Source organism: Leyella stercorea, assembly GCF_021531655.1.
The window spans coordinates 21,768-37,977 of record NZ_JADYUF010000020.1; the positions used below are offsets into that span (position 1 = coordinate 21,768).

Annotated in this window: 10 protein-coding genes and 1 pseudogene; 8 read left to right on the top strand and 3 right to left on the bottom strand. The window is 46.0% G+C overall.

Annotated features, from left to right (window positions below; genetic code table 11):
- Positions 1 to 2 precede the first annotated feature (2 nt).
- Complete coding sequence (locus tag I6E49_RS07300; protein WP_235401399.1) at positions 3 to 1,043, bottom strand: adenine-specific methyltransferase EcoRI family protein; 1,041 nt, start codon at positions 1,041 to 1,043, stop codon at positions 3 to 5.
- A 474-nt stretch (positions 1,044 to 1,517) separates the two neighbouring features.
- Here I6E49_RS07300 and rhuM point away from each other — a divergent pair.
- Positions 1,518 to 1,643: pseudogene (gene rhuM / locus I6E49_RS07305) on the top strand (RhuM family protein); the annotation flags it as partial.
- 227 nt (positions 1,644 to 1,870) lie between these two features.
- Here rhuM and I6E49_RS07310 read toward each other — a convergent pair.
- The gene (locus tag I6E49_RS07310) at positions 1,871 to 2,257 is read right to left on the bottom strand and encodes an FMN-binding protein (RefSeq protein WP_235401403.1); all 387 of its coding nucleotides are present in this window, start codon (positions 2,255 to 2,257) and stop codon (positions 1,871 to 1,873) included.
- An 18-nt stretch (positions 2,258 to 2,275) separates the two neighbouring features.
- On the bottom strand, positions 2,276 to 3,862 hold the full coding sequence (gene nadB / locus I6E49_RS07315; protein ID WP_235401405.1) for an L-aspartate oxidase: 1,587 nt from the start codon (positions 3,860 to 3,862) through the stop codon (positions 2,276 to 2,278).
- 139 nt (positions 3,863 to 4,001) lie between these two features.
- On the opposite strand from nadB, the gene pepT reads away from it, so the two are divergent.
- The 7 genes from pepT to I6E49_RS07350 all read left to right on the top strand — a co-directional run bounded on the left by pepT (position 4,002) and on the right by I6E49_RS07350 (position 16,210).
- Positions 4,002 to 5,225: a peptidase T gene (gene pepT, locus I6E49_RS07320; protein ID WP_235401407.1), complete on the top strand. Its 1,224-nt coding sequence runs from the start codon at positions 4,002 to 4,004 to the stop codon at positions 5,223 to 5,225.
- A gap of 624 nt (positions 5,226 to 5,849) precedes the next feature.
- Positions 5,850 to 7,184: an ATP-binding protein gene (locus I6E49_RS07325; protein WP_235401413.1), complete on the top strand. Its 1,335-nt coding sequence runs from the start codon at positions 5,850 to 5,852 to the stop codon at positions 7,182 to 7,184.
- A 38-nt stretch (positions 7,185 to 7,222) separates the two neighbouring features.
- Positions 7,223 to 9,505: a cation:proton antiporter gene (locus I6E49_RS07330; protein WP_235401415.1), complete on the top strand. Its 2,283-nt coding sequence runs from the start codon at positions 7,223 to 7,225 to the stop codon at positions 9,503 to 9,505.
- A 381-nt stretch (positions 9,506 to 9,886) separates the two neighbouring features.
- A complete protein-coding gene (locus I6E49_RS07335) occupies positions 9,887 to 10,570 on the top strand; it encodes a 5'-methylthioadenosine/adenosylhomocysteine nucleosidase (RefSeq protein WP_235401417.1) in 684 nt (227 codons plus the stop codon).
- Between the two features lie 61 nt (positions 10,571 to 10,631).
- On the top strand, positions 10,632 to 11,120 hold the full coding sequence (locus I6E49_RS07340) for an S-ribosylhomocysteine lyase (RefSeq protein ID WP_235401419.1): 489 nt from the start codon (positions 10,632 to 10,634) through the stop codon (positions 11,118 to 11,120).
- A gap of 628 nt (positions 11,121 to 11,748) precedes the next feature.
- Positions 11,749 to 12,831, top strand: a complete 1,083-nt coding sequence (locus tag I6E49_RS07345) for a tyrosine-type recombinase/integrase (protein ID WP_235401421.1) — start codon at positions 11,749 to 11,751, stop codon at positions 12,829 to 12,831.
- Positions 12,832 to 13,039: 208 nt separating this feature from the next.
- Positions 13,040 to 16,210, top strand: coding sequence for a collagen-like protein (locus tag I6E49_RS07350; protein ID WP_235401466.1), 3,171 nt, complete (start codon positions 13,040 to 13,042; stop codon positions 16,208 to 16,210).

The following is a 16,210-nucleotide window of genomic DNA, read 5'->3' on the forward strand; positions in this document are numbered from 1 at the left end:
AATCATGCTCTTTTTCTTATTAGTATTCTGGCATAGCAACCAATGAGCTTACCTTTGTCATTACGATAGCACAATTTGCCTTTGCGAAAAGTCTTGTCCTCACGGAATAATGCGGCACATTGTTCTGCCGTCAGATTAGCGCTAACTCCACATTCCACGCCAAGCTCTCCACCATTGCCTATGCCTATTATCTCGAATTGGTCGGGATTGTATTTGTCCATGAATGTAATTGGTACTCCCATTACGCCATCATAATCACAAGGAATCAACTCCGTCTTAGAAACCTCAATGGCATCATAATTGATGTATCGAGGATATTCTTCGGGAGTATAGCTTTTGTATAGGATGAGGTTTTCGTGGCGTTCTTTGTAATCGAGGTTGGTGAACCAAGTTACGCCAGAAACTCTAATCATACCTTTCCTGTGGTCTCCAGCAGTAGCAGTATCCTCATACACAGAAATAAAATGTCCGGCGTTTCCTTTGAACCCAAATCCAAGCCACATTTTATTTCCTTTTATCAAAGGAAAAATTTCTTTATATGACAAAGCATTTTGATGTCCAATTATCAAGAACTTTTTTTCATATTCCATCAACTGCCCTATATATTCCCTAAACAACGAGAAGGGCGGATTGGTAACCACAATATCAGCCTCTTTCAGCAACTCAATACATTCCTTGCTGCGAAAGTCGCCGTCGCCTTTAAGTGGCTTTACCCCTATTTCCTCAGCATCGGGGATACTGTTACCGTTTTTGTCGCCTTCATAAACGAGATACACAGCCTGCTCACTTTGGTTTTGGCTGAATAGGTCCATGTCTTGATTCTTGTAGCAAGTGGTTATGAGTTTCTTCAATCCAAGAAACTCGAAGTTGTAGGCGAAATAAGTGAAGAAGTTGCTAACGCGAGGGTCATCGCAGTTGCACAGCACCGTCTTGCCGCGAAAATGCTCACGATAATGGCGTAGTTCGTTATTGATGTCCTCAAGTTGGGTGTAGAATTCGTCTTTCTTGGCAGCTTTTGCCCTGTCTATGCTTCTTTTTGCCATAAACGTATAAGATTGATAGTTATGTGAGTTAGGAGCACGAACTATCAATCACGCCAAGACGCAAAAAGGGCGTGATGCTCCTTATTGCGTTCAGCTATGAGGCAGCCTCGGAATGGAAACCTCAGTCTACTAATTAAGAATACACCACGCCTATTGCAAGATGCATTTCTATTACATAGTAGACTAAGGCACACCATACCGAATGCCTTATCACAATTATTTCTATTACGTTATTTCCATCCAATAAGTTTCCGAGGCTTTTGGCTGAACGCGAAATAATAGCGAATGCTTTGTTTTTTACCAACGATGTCATGTGCAATGTCGTTGTGTGCCATGCTTTTTAGAGCCAATGACCAACAATACTTTGCCATAAATGCAAAGTTACGAAATAAAGATGAAAATATGGCTTTATCAGCTTTGAAAAATCAGATAAAAACTATAGAATTTGTATTCTAAAATAAAGTATTGCTCACGTTGAAGAGGGCTGTAGGCGGCAATTACTTTGACGAGATACTTGCAAGAATACGTGACATCCGCTCCAGTGAAAAGGTGTTCTATCGCAAGGTGTTGGAGATTTATGCCCTAAGTCTCGATTATGAATACGTTATCATAACCCGATGATAACGTTATCGTTGGCAGATGAATACGTATTCGTATTAGGAGACAGATACAAGCGTATCAGAATAAGTAACAGTTCAGAATTACCTTAAATATATAGGAGAAGGGTGTGTCGAAACTCATATCTCGTAGCGAGATTCTAAAATAATAAAGGCTCCCATAGTCCGCAAGGATTATGGGAGCCTTTTGTATTTATACAATTTGTTGGCTTATTTATTTTCCTTATAATATTTCAGTCCGCCCTTGACGTTCTCAATGAGTGCTTTTGATGAATAGGTGGCACCGCTCACGCCGTCCACTTTCATTGTTGAGGCTTCGTTTACGGTCTTACCAATGAACTTCTTTAGCAATTCTTCAGCATTTGCATATACCGAAGGTGTCTCATGATTGGGCAGCGACTCTATCTTCGTTATTTTGTTGCCCTTGATGTATATCTTTACTGGAGTCTTGCCCTGATAGCCACGAGCCTTAACGATTGACGATGTATTGACAATGGCTGTGCCCTTGCTATACTTTATTACGTCCTTGGCAACTCCTGCGCCCATAAGAGCGAAGGCAAATGCAGCAACGGTGAAGGAAAAAATAAATTGCTTCATAGTTCAACTCTCAATTATTTATTTGTCGTAAGCGTGCAGCGGATAGTCGGTAGTATAGTGGAGTCCGCGGCACTCTTTGCGCTCAATAGCCTGGCGAGTGATGAGATAGCCAACGTTGATCATGTTGCGCAGTTCGCAGATGTCGCGGCTTGCCTTCACGCGCTTGAAGAGAGCTTCTGTCTCCTCATACAGCAGGTCGAGACGGTCCCACGCACGTTTCAGTCTTAAGTCGGAGCGTACTATGCCTACATAGTTTGACATAATCTCGCCAACCTCCTTCACGCTCTGTGTGATGAGCACCTTCTCCTCATTGGTCATGGTTCCCTCGTCGTTCCATTCGGGCACCTTATCGTTGAAGTCATACTCGTCGACATGCTCCAACGAGTGCTTTGCAGCAGCATCGGCATATACCACAGCCTCAATCAGCGAGTTGCTGGCAAGGCGGTTGCCACCGTGCAGACCCGTGCATGAGCATTCGCCGATGGCGTAAAGTCGCTCAATGCTCGACTGTCCGTTCAGGTCAACCTTGATGCCACCGCACATATAGTGGGCAGCCGGGCGAACTGGAATATAGTCGGTAGTAATGTCGATGCCTATAGATTTGCACTTCATATAGATGTTGGGGAAGTGCTTCTTTGTCTCTTCCGGATTCTTGTGCGTTACGTCGAGACAAACATGGTCGATGCCGTGTATCTTCATCTCCTTGTCGATGGCACGAGCCACGATGTCGCGCGGAGCAAGCGAAAGGCGCTTGTCGTATTTCTCCATGAACGACTCGCCGTTAGGCAGACGCAATATGCCACCATAGCCGCGCATAGCCTCGGTGATGAGGAAGGCTGGATGAGTCTCGCCTGGGTGATAAAGGGCAGTAGGGTGGAACTGTACAAACTCCATGTCCTTAACTGTTCCCTTGGCACGATATACCATAGCCTCACCGTCGCCTGTAGCGATGACCGGGTTGGTAGTGGTCTGATATACAGCGCCGCAACCGCCGGTACACATCAGCGTCACCTTGCTCAGATAAGTGTCCACTTTCTCTGTTTCGGGGTTCAACACGTATGCACCATAGCAGTTGATGTATGGTGTGCGGCGTGTCACGCGAGCTCCGAGGTGGTGCTGAGTGATAATCTCCACGGCGAAGTGGTTCTCCTTGATGTCGATGTCAGGACAATTGCGCACAGCCTCCATCAGTCCGCGCTGTATTTCGGCACCCGTATCGTCGGCGTGGTGCAGAATGCGGAATTCAGAGTGTCCGCCCTCGCGATGCAGGTCGAACTCGCCGTTTTCCTTGCGGTCGAAGTTGACACCCCAATTCACAAGTTCCTTTATTTGTTCGGGCGCATTGCGTACTACCTGTTCTACGGCCTTGCGGTCGCTGATATAGTCGCCCGCAATCATAGTGTCCTCTATGTGCTTGTCGAAATTGTCGACTGCGAGATTAGTTACTGAGGCCACGCCACCCTGGGCAAACGATGTGTTTGCCTCGTCGAGCGAAGTCTTGCAAATGATGCACACCTTACCTTTGTGTGCTCTGGCTACCTTCAATGCGTAGCTCATGCCGGCTACACCGGCTCCGATAATAAGAAAGTCGTATTTGAAAACCATCTTTCAACTTTTTCTAAGACGTTGCAAATTTAGGTAAAATTCTGAAGAACTTGTAATAATAATTGTGTTTTTTTTTGTCGTTCCCGAATAAATGGACTAACTTTGCTCATATAATAATACTACAAACATATCTATAAAAATGGAAATAACCGAAAGATTTTTGAACTACACCCAGTTCGACACCCAGTCGAGTGAAGAGTCGGATACCGTTCCGAGTACTTCCAAGCAATTGATATTCGCCAAATACCTTAAGGAGGAACTTGAGCGCGAGGGCTTGAGCGATGTGGAGATGGACGAGCAAGGCTACATCTACGCTACGCTGAAGGCCAACACCAAGAAGAACATCCCCACTATCGGATTCATCTCTCACTATGATACATCGCCCGACTGCAGCGGTGCCAATATCCATCCGCGCATAGTCAAGAACTACGACGGCGGCGATATCGTGCTCTCTGAGGGCATAGTATCAAGCCCGGCTAAGTTCCCTGAGCTGAAGGCTCACGTGGGCGAGGACATCATCGTTACCGATGGTACCACTCTGCTTGGTGCCGACGACAAGGCTGGTATTGCCGAGATAGTGCAGGCTGTGTGCTGGTTGCGCGACCACGACGAGATTGAGCACGGCGACATCCGCGTAGCTTTCAATCCCGATGAGGAGATAGGTATGGGCGCACACCACTTCGACGTGGCTAAGTTCGGATGCCAGTGGGCTTACACTATCGACGGTGGCGACCTCGGCGAATTGGAGTATGAGAACTTCAACGCTGCCGGTGCCAAGGTATACATCAAGGGTGTCAGCGTACATACTGGTTATGCTAAGGGCAAGATGGTCAACGCTTCACGCCTGGCTGTAGAGTTTGCCGAGATGATTCCGGCGGCCGAGACTCCAGAGGAGACTGAGGGCTATGAGGGATTCTACCATCTGCTCGGCATCAACTCATGCTGCGAGAAGGCTACTCTGTCGTACATCATACGCGACCACGACCGCAACCGCTTTGAGGATCGCAAGGATTTCATCGAGGATTGCGTCAAGAAGATGAACGAGAAGTGGGGTGAGGGTACTGTCACCGTTGAGCTTAAGGACCAGTACTACAACATGAAGGAGAAGATAGACCCCAACATGCACGTCATCGACATCGTGCTCAAGGCAATGCAGGAGAGTGGTGTCGCTCCTAAGGTGCAGCCCATCCGTGGCGGCACAGACGGTGCACAGCTTTCGTTCAAGGGTCTGCCTTGTCCCAACATCTTCGCCGGTGGCTGCAACTTCCACGGTCCTCACGAGTTTGTGAGCATCCAGGTTATGGAGAAAGCCATGCAGGTAGTAATCAAGATTTGTGAGCTGACAGCCCACTACAACGACTAAACCGTATATAGTAGCGGAGGCCAGAGACCTCCGCTACTTATCTTATATTTGCATTCCTAACCGCTCAAAACTGCGAGTTGAACGCACAAAGAAATCTTTGGCGCGAAATTCTCGAGTTTTGCGCGTGCAGTGATATGTTGTTTATTTTCAGCTGTTTATAGTTTTAGGGAATTGAAGTGTGCAATTTTTTAAGCCTCAAAAACCTTCCTTTTTGTTTAAAATGTACTACTTTTGCCCTTCAACTGTAATCCTTTTACCTTCCAAAAGTAGTCCCTTTACCTTCCAAAAGTAGTCCCTTTGCCTTCCAAAAGTACTCCCTTTGCATTGCAAAGAAGCCTTAATTGAAGAGTTGCGAGTATTTCGCTATTAAAAAACCGTCAAAAACAGCCACGCAAATCTCTAGAATCACTTTTTTATTTGTAACACTTTTTTACTGTGTATACGATATTTGCATCAAAAATCCAGCGTTGTTGCCACTGATTTGCAACAAATTTATAGCGTTGTTGCCAATGATTTGCAACAAATTTATAGCGTTGTTGCCCATGATTTGCAACAAAAATCCAGCGTTGTTGCCACTGATTTCAAACAAAATCGTTATCTTTGCATAATCTAAATATATGTATTATGTTTAAACGTAAGATATTAGAGAAACTTGAGGAATGGAAAAATGCTAATCGGCATAAGCCCTTGATTTTACGAGGTGCGAGGCAGGTTGGCAAAACAACTCTTGTCAATGAGTTTGGTTCGCATTTTGAAAATTATCTCTATTTCAATATGGAGCGGAATGAGAATGTCAAGTTGTTTGAGATGGACATCAACATTGACGATCTTGTTTCCATGTTGTTTGCAAGTTTGGGGAAGGCAAAAAAGGAAGGCAAAACCTTGATTTTTATCGACGAGATTCAAAACTCGCCTAAGACAATCGCCTTGCTCCGATATTTTTACGAGCTACGTCCCGACCTCTATGTGATAGCGGCAGGCAGTCAGCTTGAGAATCTTGTTGATGTAAAGGTGAGTTTCCCTGTAGGACGTGTGCAATATCTTGCATTGCGACCTTGCTCGTTTTATGAATTTCTTGGGGCGATAGCCAAGAATGACCTTCTTGCCATTCTGAGCCAGAGGCCAGAGTATACAGTGGCATTCCATGAGCAATTGATGCATCAGTTCAATCAATATGCTATAATTGGAGGTATGCCCGAAGCTATACAGCAATATGCTGAAACCAAGGATGTGGTAGCCATAGAGGATGTTTATGAAACATTGGTGCAAGCTTATAAGGATGATGCAGAGAAGTATGTTGTAGGTAATAAACTTACAGATACAGTCCGTTTTATCCTTTCTTATGGTTGGGCTTTTGCTGGCGAAACTATCACATTGGGCAATTTTGCCAATTCTGGCTATAAGTCGCGTGAGGTGGGTGATGCGTTCAGATTGTTGGAAAAGGCGATGTTGCTTGAACTTGTCTACCCTGTGTCTTCTACGCAAATGCCAGTGATACCTGAAACAAGACGTATGCCCAAACTGATTTGGTTTGATACAGGACTTGTGAATTATCAGGCTGGAATACGTAGTGAGATAATTGGTTCTACAGATATGGTGGATGCGTGGCGCGGACATATTGCTGAACAAATAACAGCGCAGGAGTTGTTGGCTTTGGAGGATAGGGTAGGACAGCATCGTGCGTTTTGGGCTAAGCCAAACAATGGTGCAGAAGTCGACTTTGTCGTAAGTCATGATTCACGATTGTATCCTATAGAAGTGAAGAGCGGAACCAATTCGCATCTACGCTCACTGCAAGTGTTTATGGATAGCTCGAACGTAGATGTCGCTATCAGAATATGGTCGAAGCCATACTCTGTAGACGAAATCAAGACTGTAAACGGCAAGACATTCAAGTTGGTAAACCTGCCGTTCTATCTGATTGGGCGTATACATGACGTACTTAATGCTATGGTATAAACAATCGATATTAGTAACAAACATAATATATAAGATATATGTCAGAAGTTCCCACTCTAATAAACGACCTTGCCCTTATACTCATTGTGGCGGGTGCGGTCACACTCATATTCAAGAAACTCAAGCAGCCGCTCGTGTTGGGCTACATCATGGCTGGATTCATAGTCAGTCCGCACATGCCGTATACCATGTCCGTCATCGACCGCACCGACATCAAGACGTGGGCGGACATAGGTGTGATGTTCCTCCTGTTCTCTTTGGGTCTTGACTTCTCGTTCAAGAAGATTGTCAAGATGGGCATAACGCCCGTCATCACTACGCTCACCATCATCTTTGCAATGATGACGCTGGGCATCGTGGTGGGTCATGGGTTCGGTTGGAACCGCATGGACTGCATCTTCCTTGGCGGTATGCTTGCAATGAGCTCCACCACTATTATCTATAAGGCGTTCACCGATATGGGACTGCGACAGCAGAAGTTTGCGGGTCCTGTGATGAGCGTGCTCATACTTGAGGACGTGCTTGCCATTGTGATGATGGTGATGCTGTCGGCACTGGCGAGCGGCTCCAATCCCGACGGAGGCGAGATGATAGGTTCGGTCATGAAGATAGGCTTCTTCCTTGTGCTGTGGTTTGTAGTGGGCATCTTTGCCGTGCCCCTCTTCCTGCGCCTTACGCGCAAGCTCATCAACAACGAGACTCTGCTCATCGTGTCGCTCGGACTGTGCTGCTTGATGGCAGTAGTGTCTACGAAGGTGGGTTTCAGTTCGGCTTTCGGAGCATTCGTTATGGGTAGCATACTTGCCGAAACCATTGAGGCAGGCAAGATAGAGAAGCTCGTAGCCCCCGTGAAAGACCTCTTCGGAGCCATATTCTTCGTGTCGGTGGGCATGCTTGTCGACCCCAAAATCATAGTCAGCTACGCTTTGCCTATCGGTGCTTTGGTATTGACGATACTTGTAGGTCAGGCTGTGTTCGGCACGTTCGGCTTCCTCATAGGCGGACAGTCGCTCAAGTCGGCAATGCGATGCGGTTTTTCGATGGCTCAGATAGGTGAGTTCTCGTTCATAATAGCTTCGTTGGGCGTTTCGCTGAAGGTTACGGGCGAATTTCTCTATCCCGTAGTAGTAGCCGTTTCGGTCATCACCACATTCCTAACACCTTATATGATACGCTTCTCGGTGCCCTGCTACGGAGTGCTCGAGCGCCGATTGCCCAAGACGTGGATACGTGCGCTCAACAACATAACGCTCTCGCATCCGTCTACAGCTCCCAAGAGCAACTGGCACAGCCTTATAGCGCAGATGGCACGCATCACGCTTATCTACTCCATACTGTCCATTGCAGCCATCGCTCTGATGTTCATGTTCTTCCTGCCATTCGTGCGCCATCTTATGCCAGGCATGCACTGGTGGGCAAACGGAATATGCGGTGTGCTCACCATCATGATTATAGCCCCCTTCCTGCGTGCCATAGTGATGAAGAAGAATCACTCGGAGGAGTTTCGTGCGCTGTGGGGCGAGAGTCGCAGCAATCGTATGCCGCTGCTTGTTACCATCTTTGTACGTCTGGTCATAGCCTCGGCTTTTGTGTTCTACATCTGCAATTATCTCACACGATTCACCAATGCCCTTCTGCTCACAATAGCTGTGGCGATAGTGTTTGTCATGATTCTGTCGCGACGACTCAAGAAGCAGAGCATACTTATGGAACGTCTGTTTGTGCAGAACCTTCGTTCGCGCGATATAGAGCAGCAGGTGCTCGGACTCAAGAAGCCGCTGTATGAAGGCCATCTGCTCGACCGCGATATACACATATCCGATATTGACGTGCCCGAGAACTCTACATGGGCAGGGCATAGTCTTGCCGACCTGCGCTTGAGCAATCGCTTCGGTGTGCATGTCAGCAGCATACTGCGTGGTCATCAGCGCATCAACATACCTGGAGGCGACAACATCATCTTCCCGGGCGACCGTCTGCAGGTGATTGGCAGCGATGCCCAGCTAGCCTCTTTGCATGCAGCCATCGACGGCGACATAGTGCCCGACGACCCCGATATAGAGAAGCGTGAGATGCGACTCTCGCAGATTGTCATCGACCGCCACTCGCCCTTCGTAGGCAAGACGCTCCCCGAGACCGGTATACGCGACCTCTACAACTGTATGGTAGTAGGCCGTGAGGAAGGCAAGGAGAACCTCTCGATGGTCAGCCCGACCTATCGCTTGCGCCTTGGCGACATAGTATGGATAGTAGGCGAAGAAGCCTCGATTCAGAGTCTGACGCTTGCCAATAGTGGCAGTGTGGAGGCTGTAAAACGCTAAAACAAGCGGTTTGCCTAATAAAAATGGTGGTTTGTTGAATTAATTTGTATGTTGACGTATATGTTTATAACTTTGCAATCGTAAAAAAGAAATAATTGATTAGAGAATTATAACAAGACATACATCAGATTACGTTTCATACACATTAAGCAATGTTATTTTACAAAGACTACAATTATTAAATTTATTAGGTACGTCTGCAGAGGCGGACAATCGTAAATGAATGAATTTTGTTGTTGATTAATAATTCTTTTCGTGAGAAAAGGTATTATACAACGGGACCTGCGTAAGGCCCCGTTTTTTTGTTGGTACAATCCTATTGTCCCATCGGCAAAAATGAGTAACTTTGCAAGTCGAAAACATTAATAACAGGATATAGCAATGAGAATAGGAATAATAGTGGCTATGGACAAGGAGTTTGCACAGTTGCAGACTCTCGCCACAGACAAGGCTGTTGAGACACACGATGGCCGCACGTTTATAAAGGGGCGTATCGGTGCCAGCGAGGTGGTGATGCAGCAGTGTGGCATCGGCAAGGTAAACTCTGCCATTGGCGCTGTGGAGATGATAAGCCGTTACAGCCCCGACCTCGTCATTTCGACAGGTGTGGCTGGTGGAGCCGATACTTCGCTCAATGTCACCGACGTAGTGGTGAGCACCGAGTGTTGCTATCACGACGTTTATTGTGGCGACGAGTGCCAGATGGGGCAGGTTATGGGTCAGCCGGCACGCTTTGGCTGTCCTGCCGAACTCGTAGATAAGGCTACTTCGCTCAATTGCGAAACCCATGTGCGCAGCGGTCTCATCGTCAGTGGCGACTGGTTTGTCAATTCACGCGAGAAGATGCAGTCGATACTCAATAACTTCCCCGATGCTGAGGCTGTCGACATGGAGAGCTGCTCTATCGCCCAGACGTGCAATATATACAGCACGCCATTCATCAGCTTCCGTATCATCAGCGACATTCCGCTTAAAGACCATAAGGCACAGATGTATTTCGACTTCTGGGAGCGTATGGCTGAAGGCTCGTTCGAGGTGACAAAGGCGTTCCTTGAAAGCATTTAAAGGTAAAAGAGTAAAAAGGTAAAAAAAAGTAAAAGGGTAAAAAGGCTAAATCATAAATAATATGGAGAAGATACCAAGCTTTACAATCGATCACAACCGTCTGTTGCGTGGCATCTATGTGTCGCGCAAGGACAATGTGGGTGGCGACGTTGTCACCACATTCGATATTCGTATGAAGGAGCCCAACCGCGAACCAGCCCTTCACCCAGGCGCCTTGCACACCATTGAGCATCTGGCTGCTACCTATCTGCGCAACGATGCCGAGTGGAAAGACCGCATCGTGTACTGGGGACCGATGGGATGCCTCACCGGCAACTATCTGCTTATGCGTGGCGACCTTCAGCCTGAGGATATAGTGGAATTGATGCAGCGCACATTCCGTTTTGTTGCCGACTTCGATGGTGACATACCGGGTGCAGCACCACAAGACTGTGGCAACTGGCTGTTGCACGACCTGCCTATGGCACGTTGGGAGTCACGCAAGTATTGCGACGAAGTGCTCGACTGTATCAAGCCGGAGAATATGCACTATCCGAGCAAGGCGGAATAACAAAGTCTGCCCACATTTGCCATAAAAGGCAAAAGGCAACAAAAACAACATTATTTTCCCTTCTCTGTAAGAAAGAACAATGCTGTTTTTGTTGCTTCAATCAATAAACTAACTCTATTACTTAATAATCGCGAAAGATTGATTATAATAAGTGGCATTTTGTGAAAATTCCCACAACGTATTTATTCTACAATATCAAACTGATACTATAAAACCTGATAACATTGCACATAATATTACATGTGAAACGGAATTTTCGATAATTCAAGCGTCAGATGAAACAAAAAATGCCTCAAACGAGGCATTTTATATATCCTGCGCGGAGATTGCAGTCTCCTGCGCAGAATTTTGCATTATCTCCTGCGCGGAGATTTGAATTCGAGTGCAAATGTAGAAAGAATTATTGGAAACTGCAAGAGATTTAGTCTTTTTTTCAAAAAAATTTAAAATTTGCATCATCGCCTTATTATTTATCGTCATTCCTTATCTGTTAAACAATGTTTTGTGCGGACACAATGTTGTTATTTTTTGTTTGTAGGTACAATATTGAATTGATTTGTACGTTGTGGATAAGCTACATTTTGCTACATCCTATATTCATTCTGCGCGTATAAATTACATTATTTATATGATATTTAAGATAGAATTACCTAAGGATTTGATGACTGATGGTATTATGCGTGAAGAATATACAATAAGATTGGCAAAGACGTCTGACAGCGTCAATGTCGTACCAACCAATACCGTGTCAAATAGTGAGAATAATGTGTCAATGACACTTGGCTCATTCGTAGAATTGCTTGTCGGACAGCTACGTGCCAACAATAAGGTGCGTGTTCAGGAAACTTATACCGCAGCACTCAATCGTTTTCTAATATTTCGTGGAGGCCACGATATTGCACTCACCGACATCGACAGTGTAATAATTGAGGCTTTCGAGAGTCGTCTGCGCCAAGATGGTCTTACTCTTAACACTATCTCGTTCTATATGAGGGTGTTACGGGCTATTTACAACAAAGCTGTACGTAGATTGTCTATTGCCAACCTACGTCCGTTTGACAATGTCTACACCGGATTTCCGCGCACAGTGAAGCGTGCAGTAGATGCCGGTATCATATCCGTTGTGCTCAATTGTGTACCTAAAAACGCTGAGGAGGCATTGGCTCGCGACCTTTTCCTTTTCAGCTTCTACACCCGTGGCATGTCGTTTGTGGATATTGTCAATCTGCGCAAGAGCGACGTGCGCAACGGACAGCTTGTATATATCCGCCAGAAGACGGGCCAGGAACTGCGTGTGGCTTGGCGCGAAAATATGCAGGCGATTGTCGACAGACACCCTTCGCTCGATAGCGAACATCTTTTGGGCGTGCTCAACAGCCATTTGGATTTGAGCTTGCGTCGTCAGTATCTACAGCAACAAAATAAAGTAAACTATTATCTGCGCCGACTTTCCATAAGATTGGCGCTGCCCAAACCGCTTACCATGTACGTTGCGCGCCACTCGTGGGCTACTATTGCTCGTGGAATGCATATTCCGGTCAGCGTCATAAGCGATAGTCTGGGGCACGACTCTGAAAAAACCACTCAAATCTACCTGAAAAGCATTGATGAAGACATCATCGATCGTACCAACGATATGCTTATGGCTGCGATAGAAAAGGGTGGCAACTCGAATTCAAATCTCCGCGCAGGAGATACAAGAATGGAGTAGCAATTTTAGCATTATGTAACGAATAGCTAAATTGAAAAGAATGTAGACTTAGCGGTTTACACTGCCAGTCAGAGAATGTATATATAGTATGGCTAATGAAGAAGAGCATTAGTCGTATTGTTGTATTAACACGTTCGTTTTAAGGCGATTACGTTAGATATTAGATAATTGAGTATTGATAATAGTTTAATTAATTTTTTTAAATCGTATGAACAAAAAGTATTTTAGCGTATTGCTGATGGGTGCTCTTGCTGTAGCATCCGTGGGTACTATTACGTCTTGTAAGGACTACGATGACGATATCAGCGGTCTCCAGACCCAGATCGATCAGTTGTCGGAGGCTATCAAGGACATTCAGGCCCAGATCAAGAACGGTGCAATCCTTACTTCTGTTACTCCGGTAGCTGACGGTATCAAGATTACATTGAACGAGAACGGCCAGTCTAAGGACTATACCATTACCAATGGTAAGGACGGTGCTGCTGGTGCAACTGGTGCTGCTGGTAAGGACGGTAAGTCTTGGCAAATCGGTGAAAACGGCAACTGGTGGTACAACGACGGTACTGGTTTGAAGGATTCAGGTCTTCCTTCACGTGGCGAAAAGGGCGAGCAGGGCGAAACTGGCGCTCAGGGTCCTACTGGTGAAAAGGGCGAAACTGGCGCAACTGGCGCTCAGGGTCCTGCTGGTGAAAAGGGCGAAACTGGCGCACCTGGCGCACCTGGCGCACCTGGTGTTCCGGGTAAGCCTGGTCAGAACGGTGCTTACTATGTTCCTAATGCCGAGACCGGATTCTTCGACAAGTATCAGGATGGCAAGAAGGTTGAGTCTACAAACATCAAGTTCTGGGGCGAAGGCACGATCACCGCAACATGGGAGAAGAACGTTCTTACTCTCGTAGGTGTTAAGGATGCTAAGGATGGTAAGGTTGTTATCAACCTCAACTCAGAGCTCCGCTCATTGGTGTTCAGCCCGTCATACTATGTAGACGGTGTTGAGGCTATCAATCTTGCTGCATATAATTATCAGTCATATTATGTAAAAGAGGTGAATGCAAATGAAGACTTCTCTGAGGATACTCCTACACAGAAGACTTCAGACAAGCATGTTTACTATGCTCCTGATATGAACGCTGCTTATTTCTTGAATCCTTCTAACGCAGCCGTTACTGAGGATGCCAAGGATTACAAGTTCCTCGTAAGCAACGCACAGTATGTATCAACACGTGCAGCCAACAATCCTATCTTCACAGTTAAGACTGTTAAGAATAGCAATGGCATGGTTGATGTACATGCAAGATACAACCACGATGAGGCTCTCAAGCAGCTTGACTTGAAGAATGACCAGAAGAATATGACTCTCGTAGCTCTGCAGTATACAAAGGACGGCGCTGTCGTAACATCTGACTTCGCTACTCTGCGTGCTTCATACTACACAAATGTTCAGATTCTCAATGCTAAGTCAACTCGCAAGCAGAAGACCTCATCACAGTTGTGGGATGGTGCTGCTAAGGCTATTAAGAGCAACTATGGTACTATAAAGGACAAGACTCCTATCGCTACTGTTAAGTACGACAACGATAAGGGTATCGACCTCCGTGAGTATGTTTGCACATACTGGTGGGATGCTGCTGCTAACAAGGGCAGAATCGTAGAGACTAAGGATGCTACTGAAAAGGCTGTTGAGAAGGACGGCTTCAAGTATACATTCGAGCTTGTAGGTTATCATAAGGGCGAAAACGAGACTTCTCAGAGTGCTCACGCTGCTATCGCAGCTGACGGCTACACTCTGCGTCCTCAGGTAGTTGACGACAACGGTAAGCAGCTTCCTTATGGCGCTGCCCAGAAGCGTTCTACTATCGGTCGTGAGCCGTTGGTACGTGTTGTCCTCAATGATACTGTTAACAACCACATCGTTGCTGTAGGCTATCTGAAGGTACAGATCGTAGAGAATGAGGTTGAGGCTGAACCGACACAGATCACTGTTCCGTTCGCTGATGACACTAAGTTCAATTTGAACTGCGACAACAACAAACCTGCACTTGCTAAGAACATCACTTGGTACGAGATTGAGAACCAGGTTCTCGCTCACGCTGATGTTAACATGTCTAAGAAGGACTTCGAGGATACATACAAGCTCGATGGCGACAACTCATCTGACTTGGCTCAGTTCGAGGAGAACACTATCGATGCAGCTGCTCTTACAAGTCCTATCGGTAAGGTTGCCGTTACTACAGCTGACGTTCAGGGTACTATGACTCAGGTTCTTCAGTGGACTATCACAGGTCAGGAGGCTTACTCTATCTTCAAGGACAAGAACGTTAAGGAGTACTCTACTTACGTACGTTACACCTTGAAGCCTGGTAAGACTGCTACTCACAAGTACATCTACGTTAAGTTCACATGGACTCCTGCTGAAATCAATATCGATCCAGTAACAACGTTCAACAATGTGAACAAGATTGAGAAGTCTTGGTATGCTCAGAACTCACTCGTTGCTGGTACTGGCTATAACGAAATCCACGGCAACGTAGAGCAGATGGGTAAGGATGACTCAAACGACGAGTTTGTATTCGACATCAAGAACACTCTCGTTGGCAACAAGATTACTCTCGACAAGATGGATGCTCCTTACAATGTTCTTGAGAGCATTGTAAACAAACAGGCTTCATTCAGCTTCGTTGATGGTCACGACTTCTACGCAAGCGCTGACGGTAAGACTCTCTTTGGCGACAAGGCTAAGACATTCAAAGTTGCTACAATGACAACTACTGGTGTTGTTAAAATGTCTAAGGATGCTCAGGCTCTTGTATTGCTCAACGCTTACAGTCCTAAGGAGTTGGCCAACGTTCTTACTGCTCGTGTAGCTGTTAAGTCGAAAACTTGCTGGGGTGCTCCTATCGTTGTTAACAACAATGAGTTCGACGTTAAGTTCATCCGTCCTATCTCTGTAGAGGGTGCTTCTGCTGAGTTCACAGATGCTGTTAAGACAACAGCTCCGGTTAAGTTGACATTCACAAACTGGAATGGTTACGACTTCACTGATCCGAAACGTGCATTTGCTCCGACTGACTACTTTAAGTACTACAAGGTTACCAAGATTGCTCTTGATACCAAGAATGCTACAACTAACCTCAATGGTGGCAACGAGAAACTGAGCGAGGTTACTACGAAGATCCAGCTGAGCTACACTGCTCCTACAGGCAAATTCATCGCAGCTGACAATTATGGTACTTTGACATACAACAACAATGGTACAACAGTAGGTGACTTCACAATCACTATCCCTGCTGAGATCACATACGAGTGGGGTGTACTGAAGACCAACGTTATCGTTAAGGTTAACAAGTCACAGGTTGCAGCAAAGACTGTTAAGAAGTAA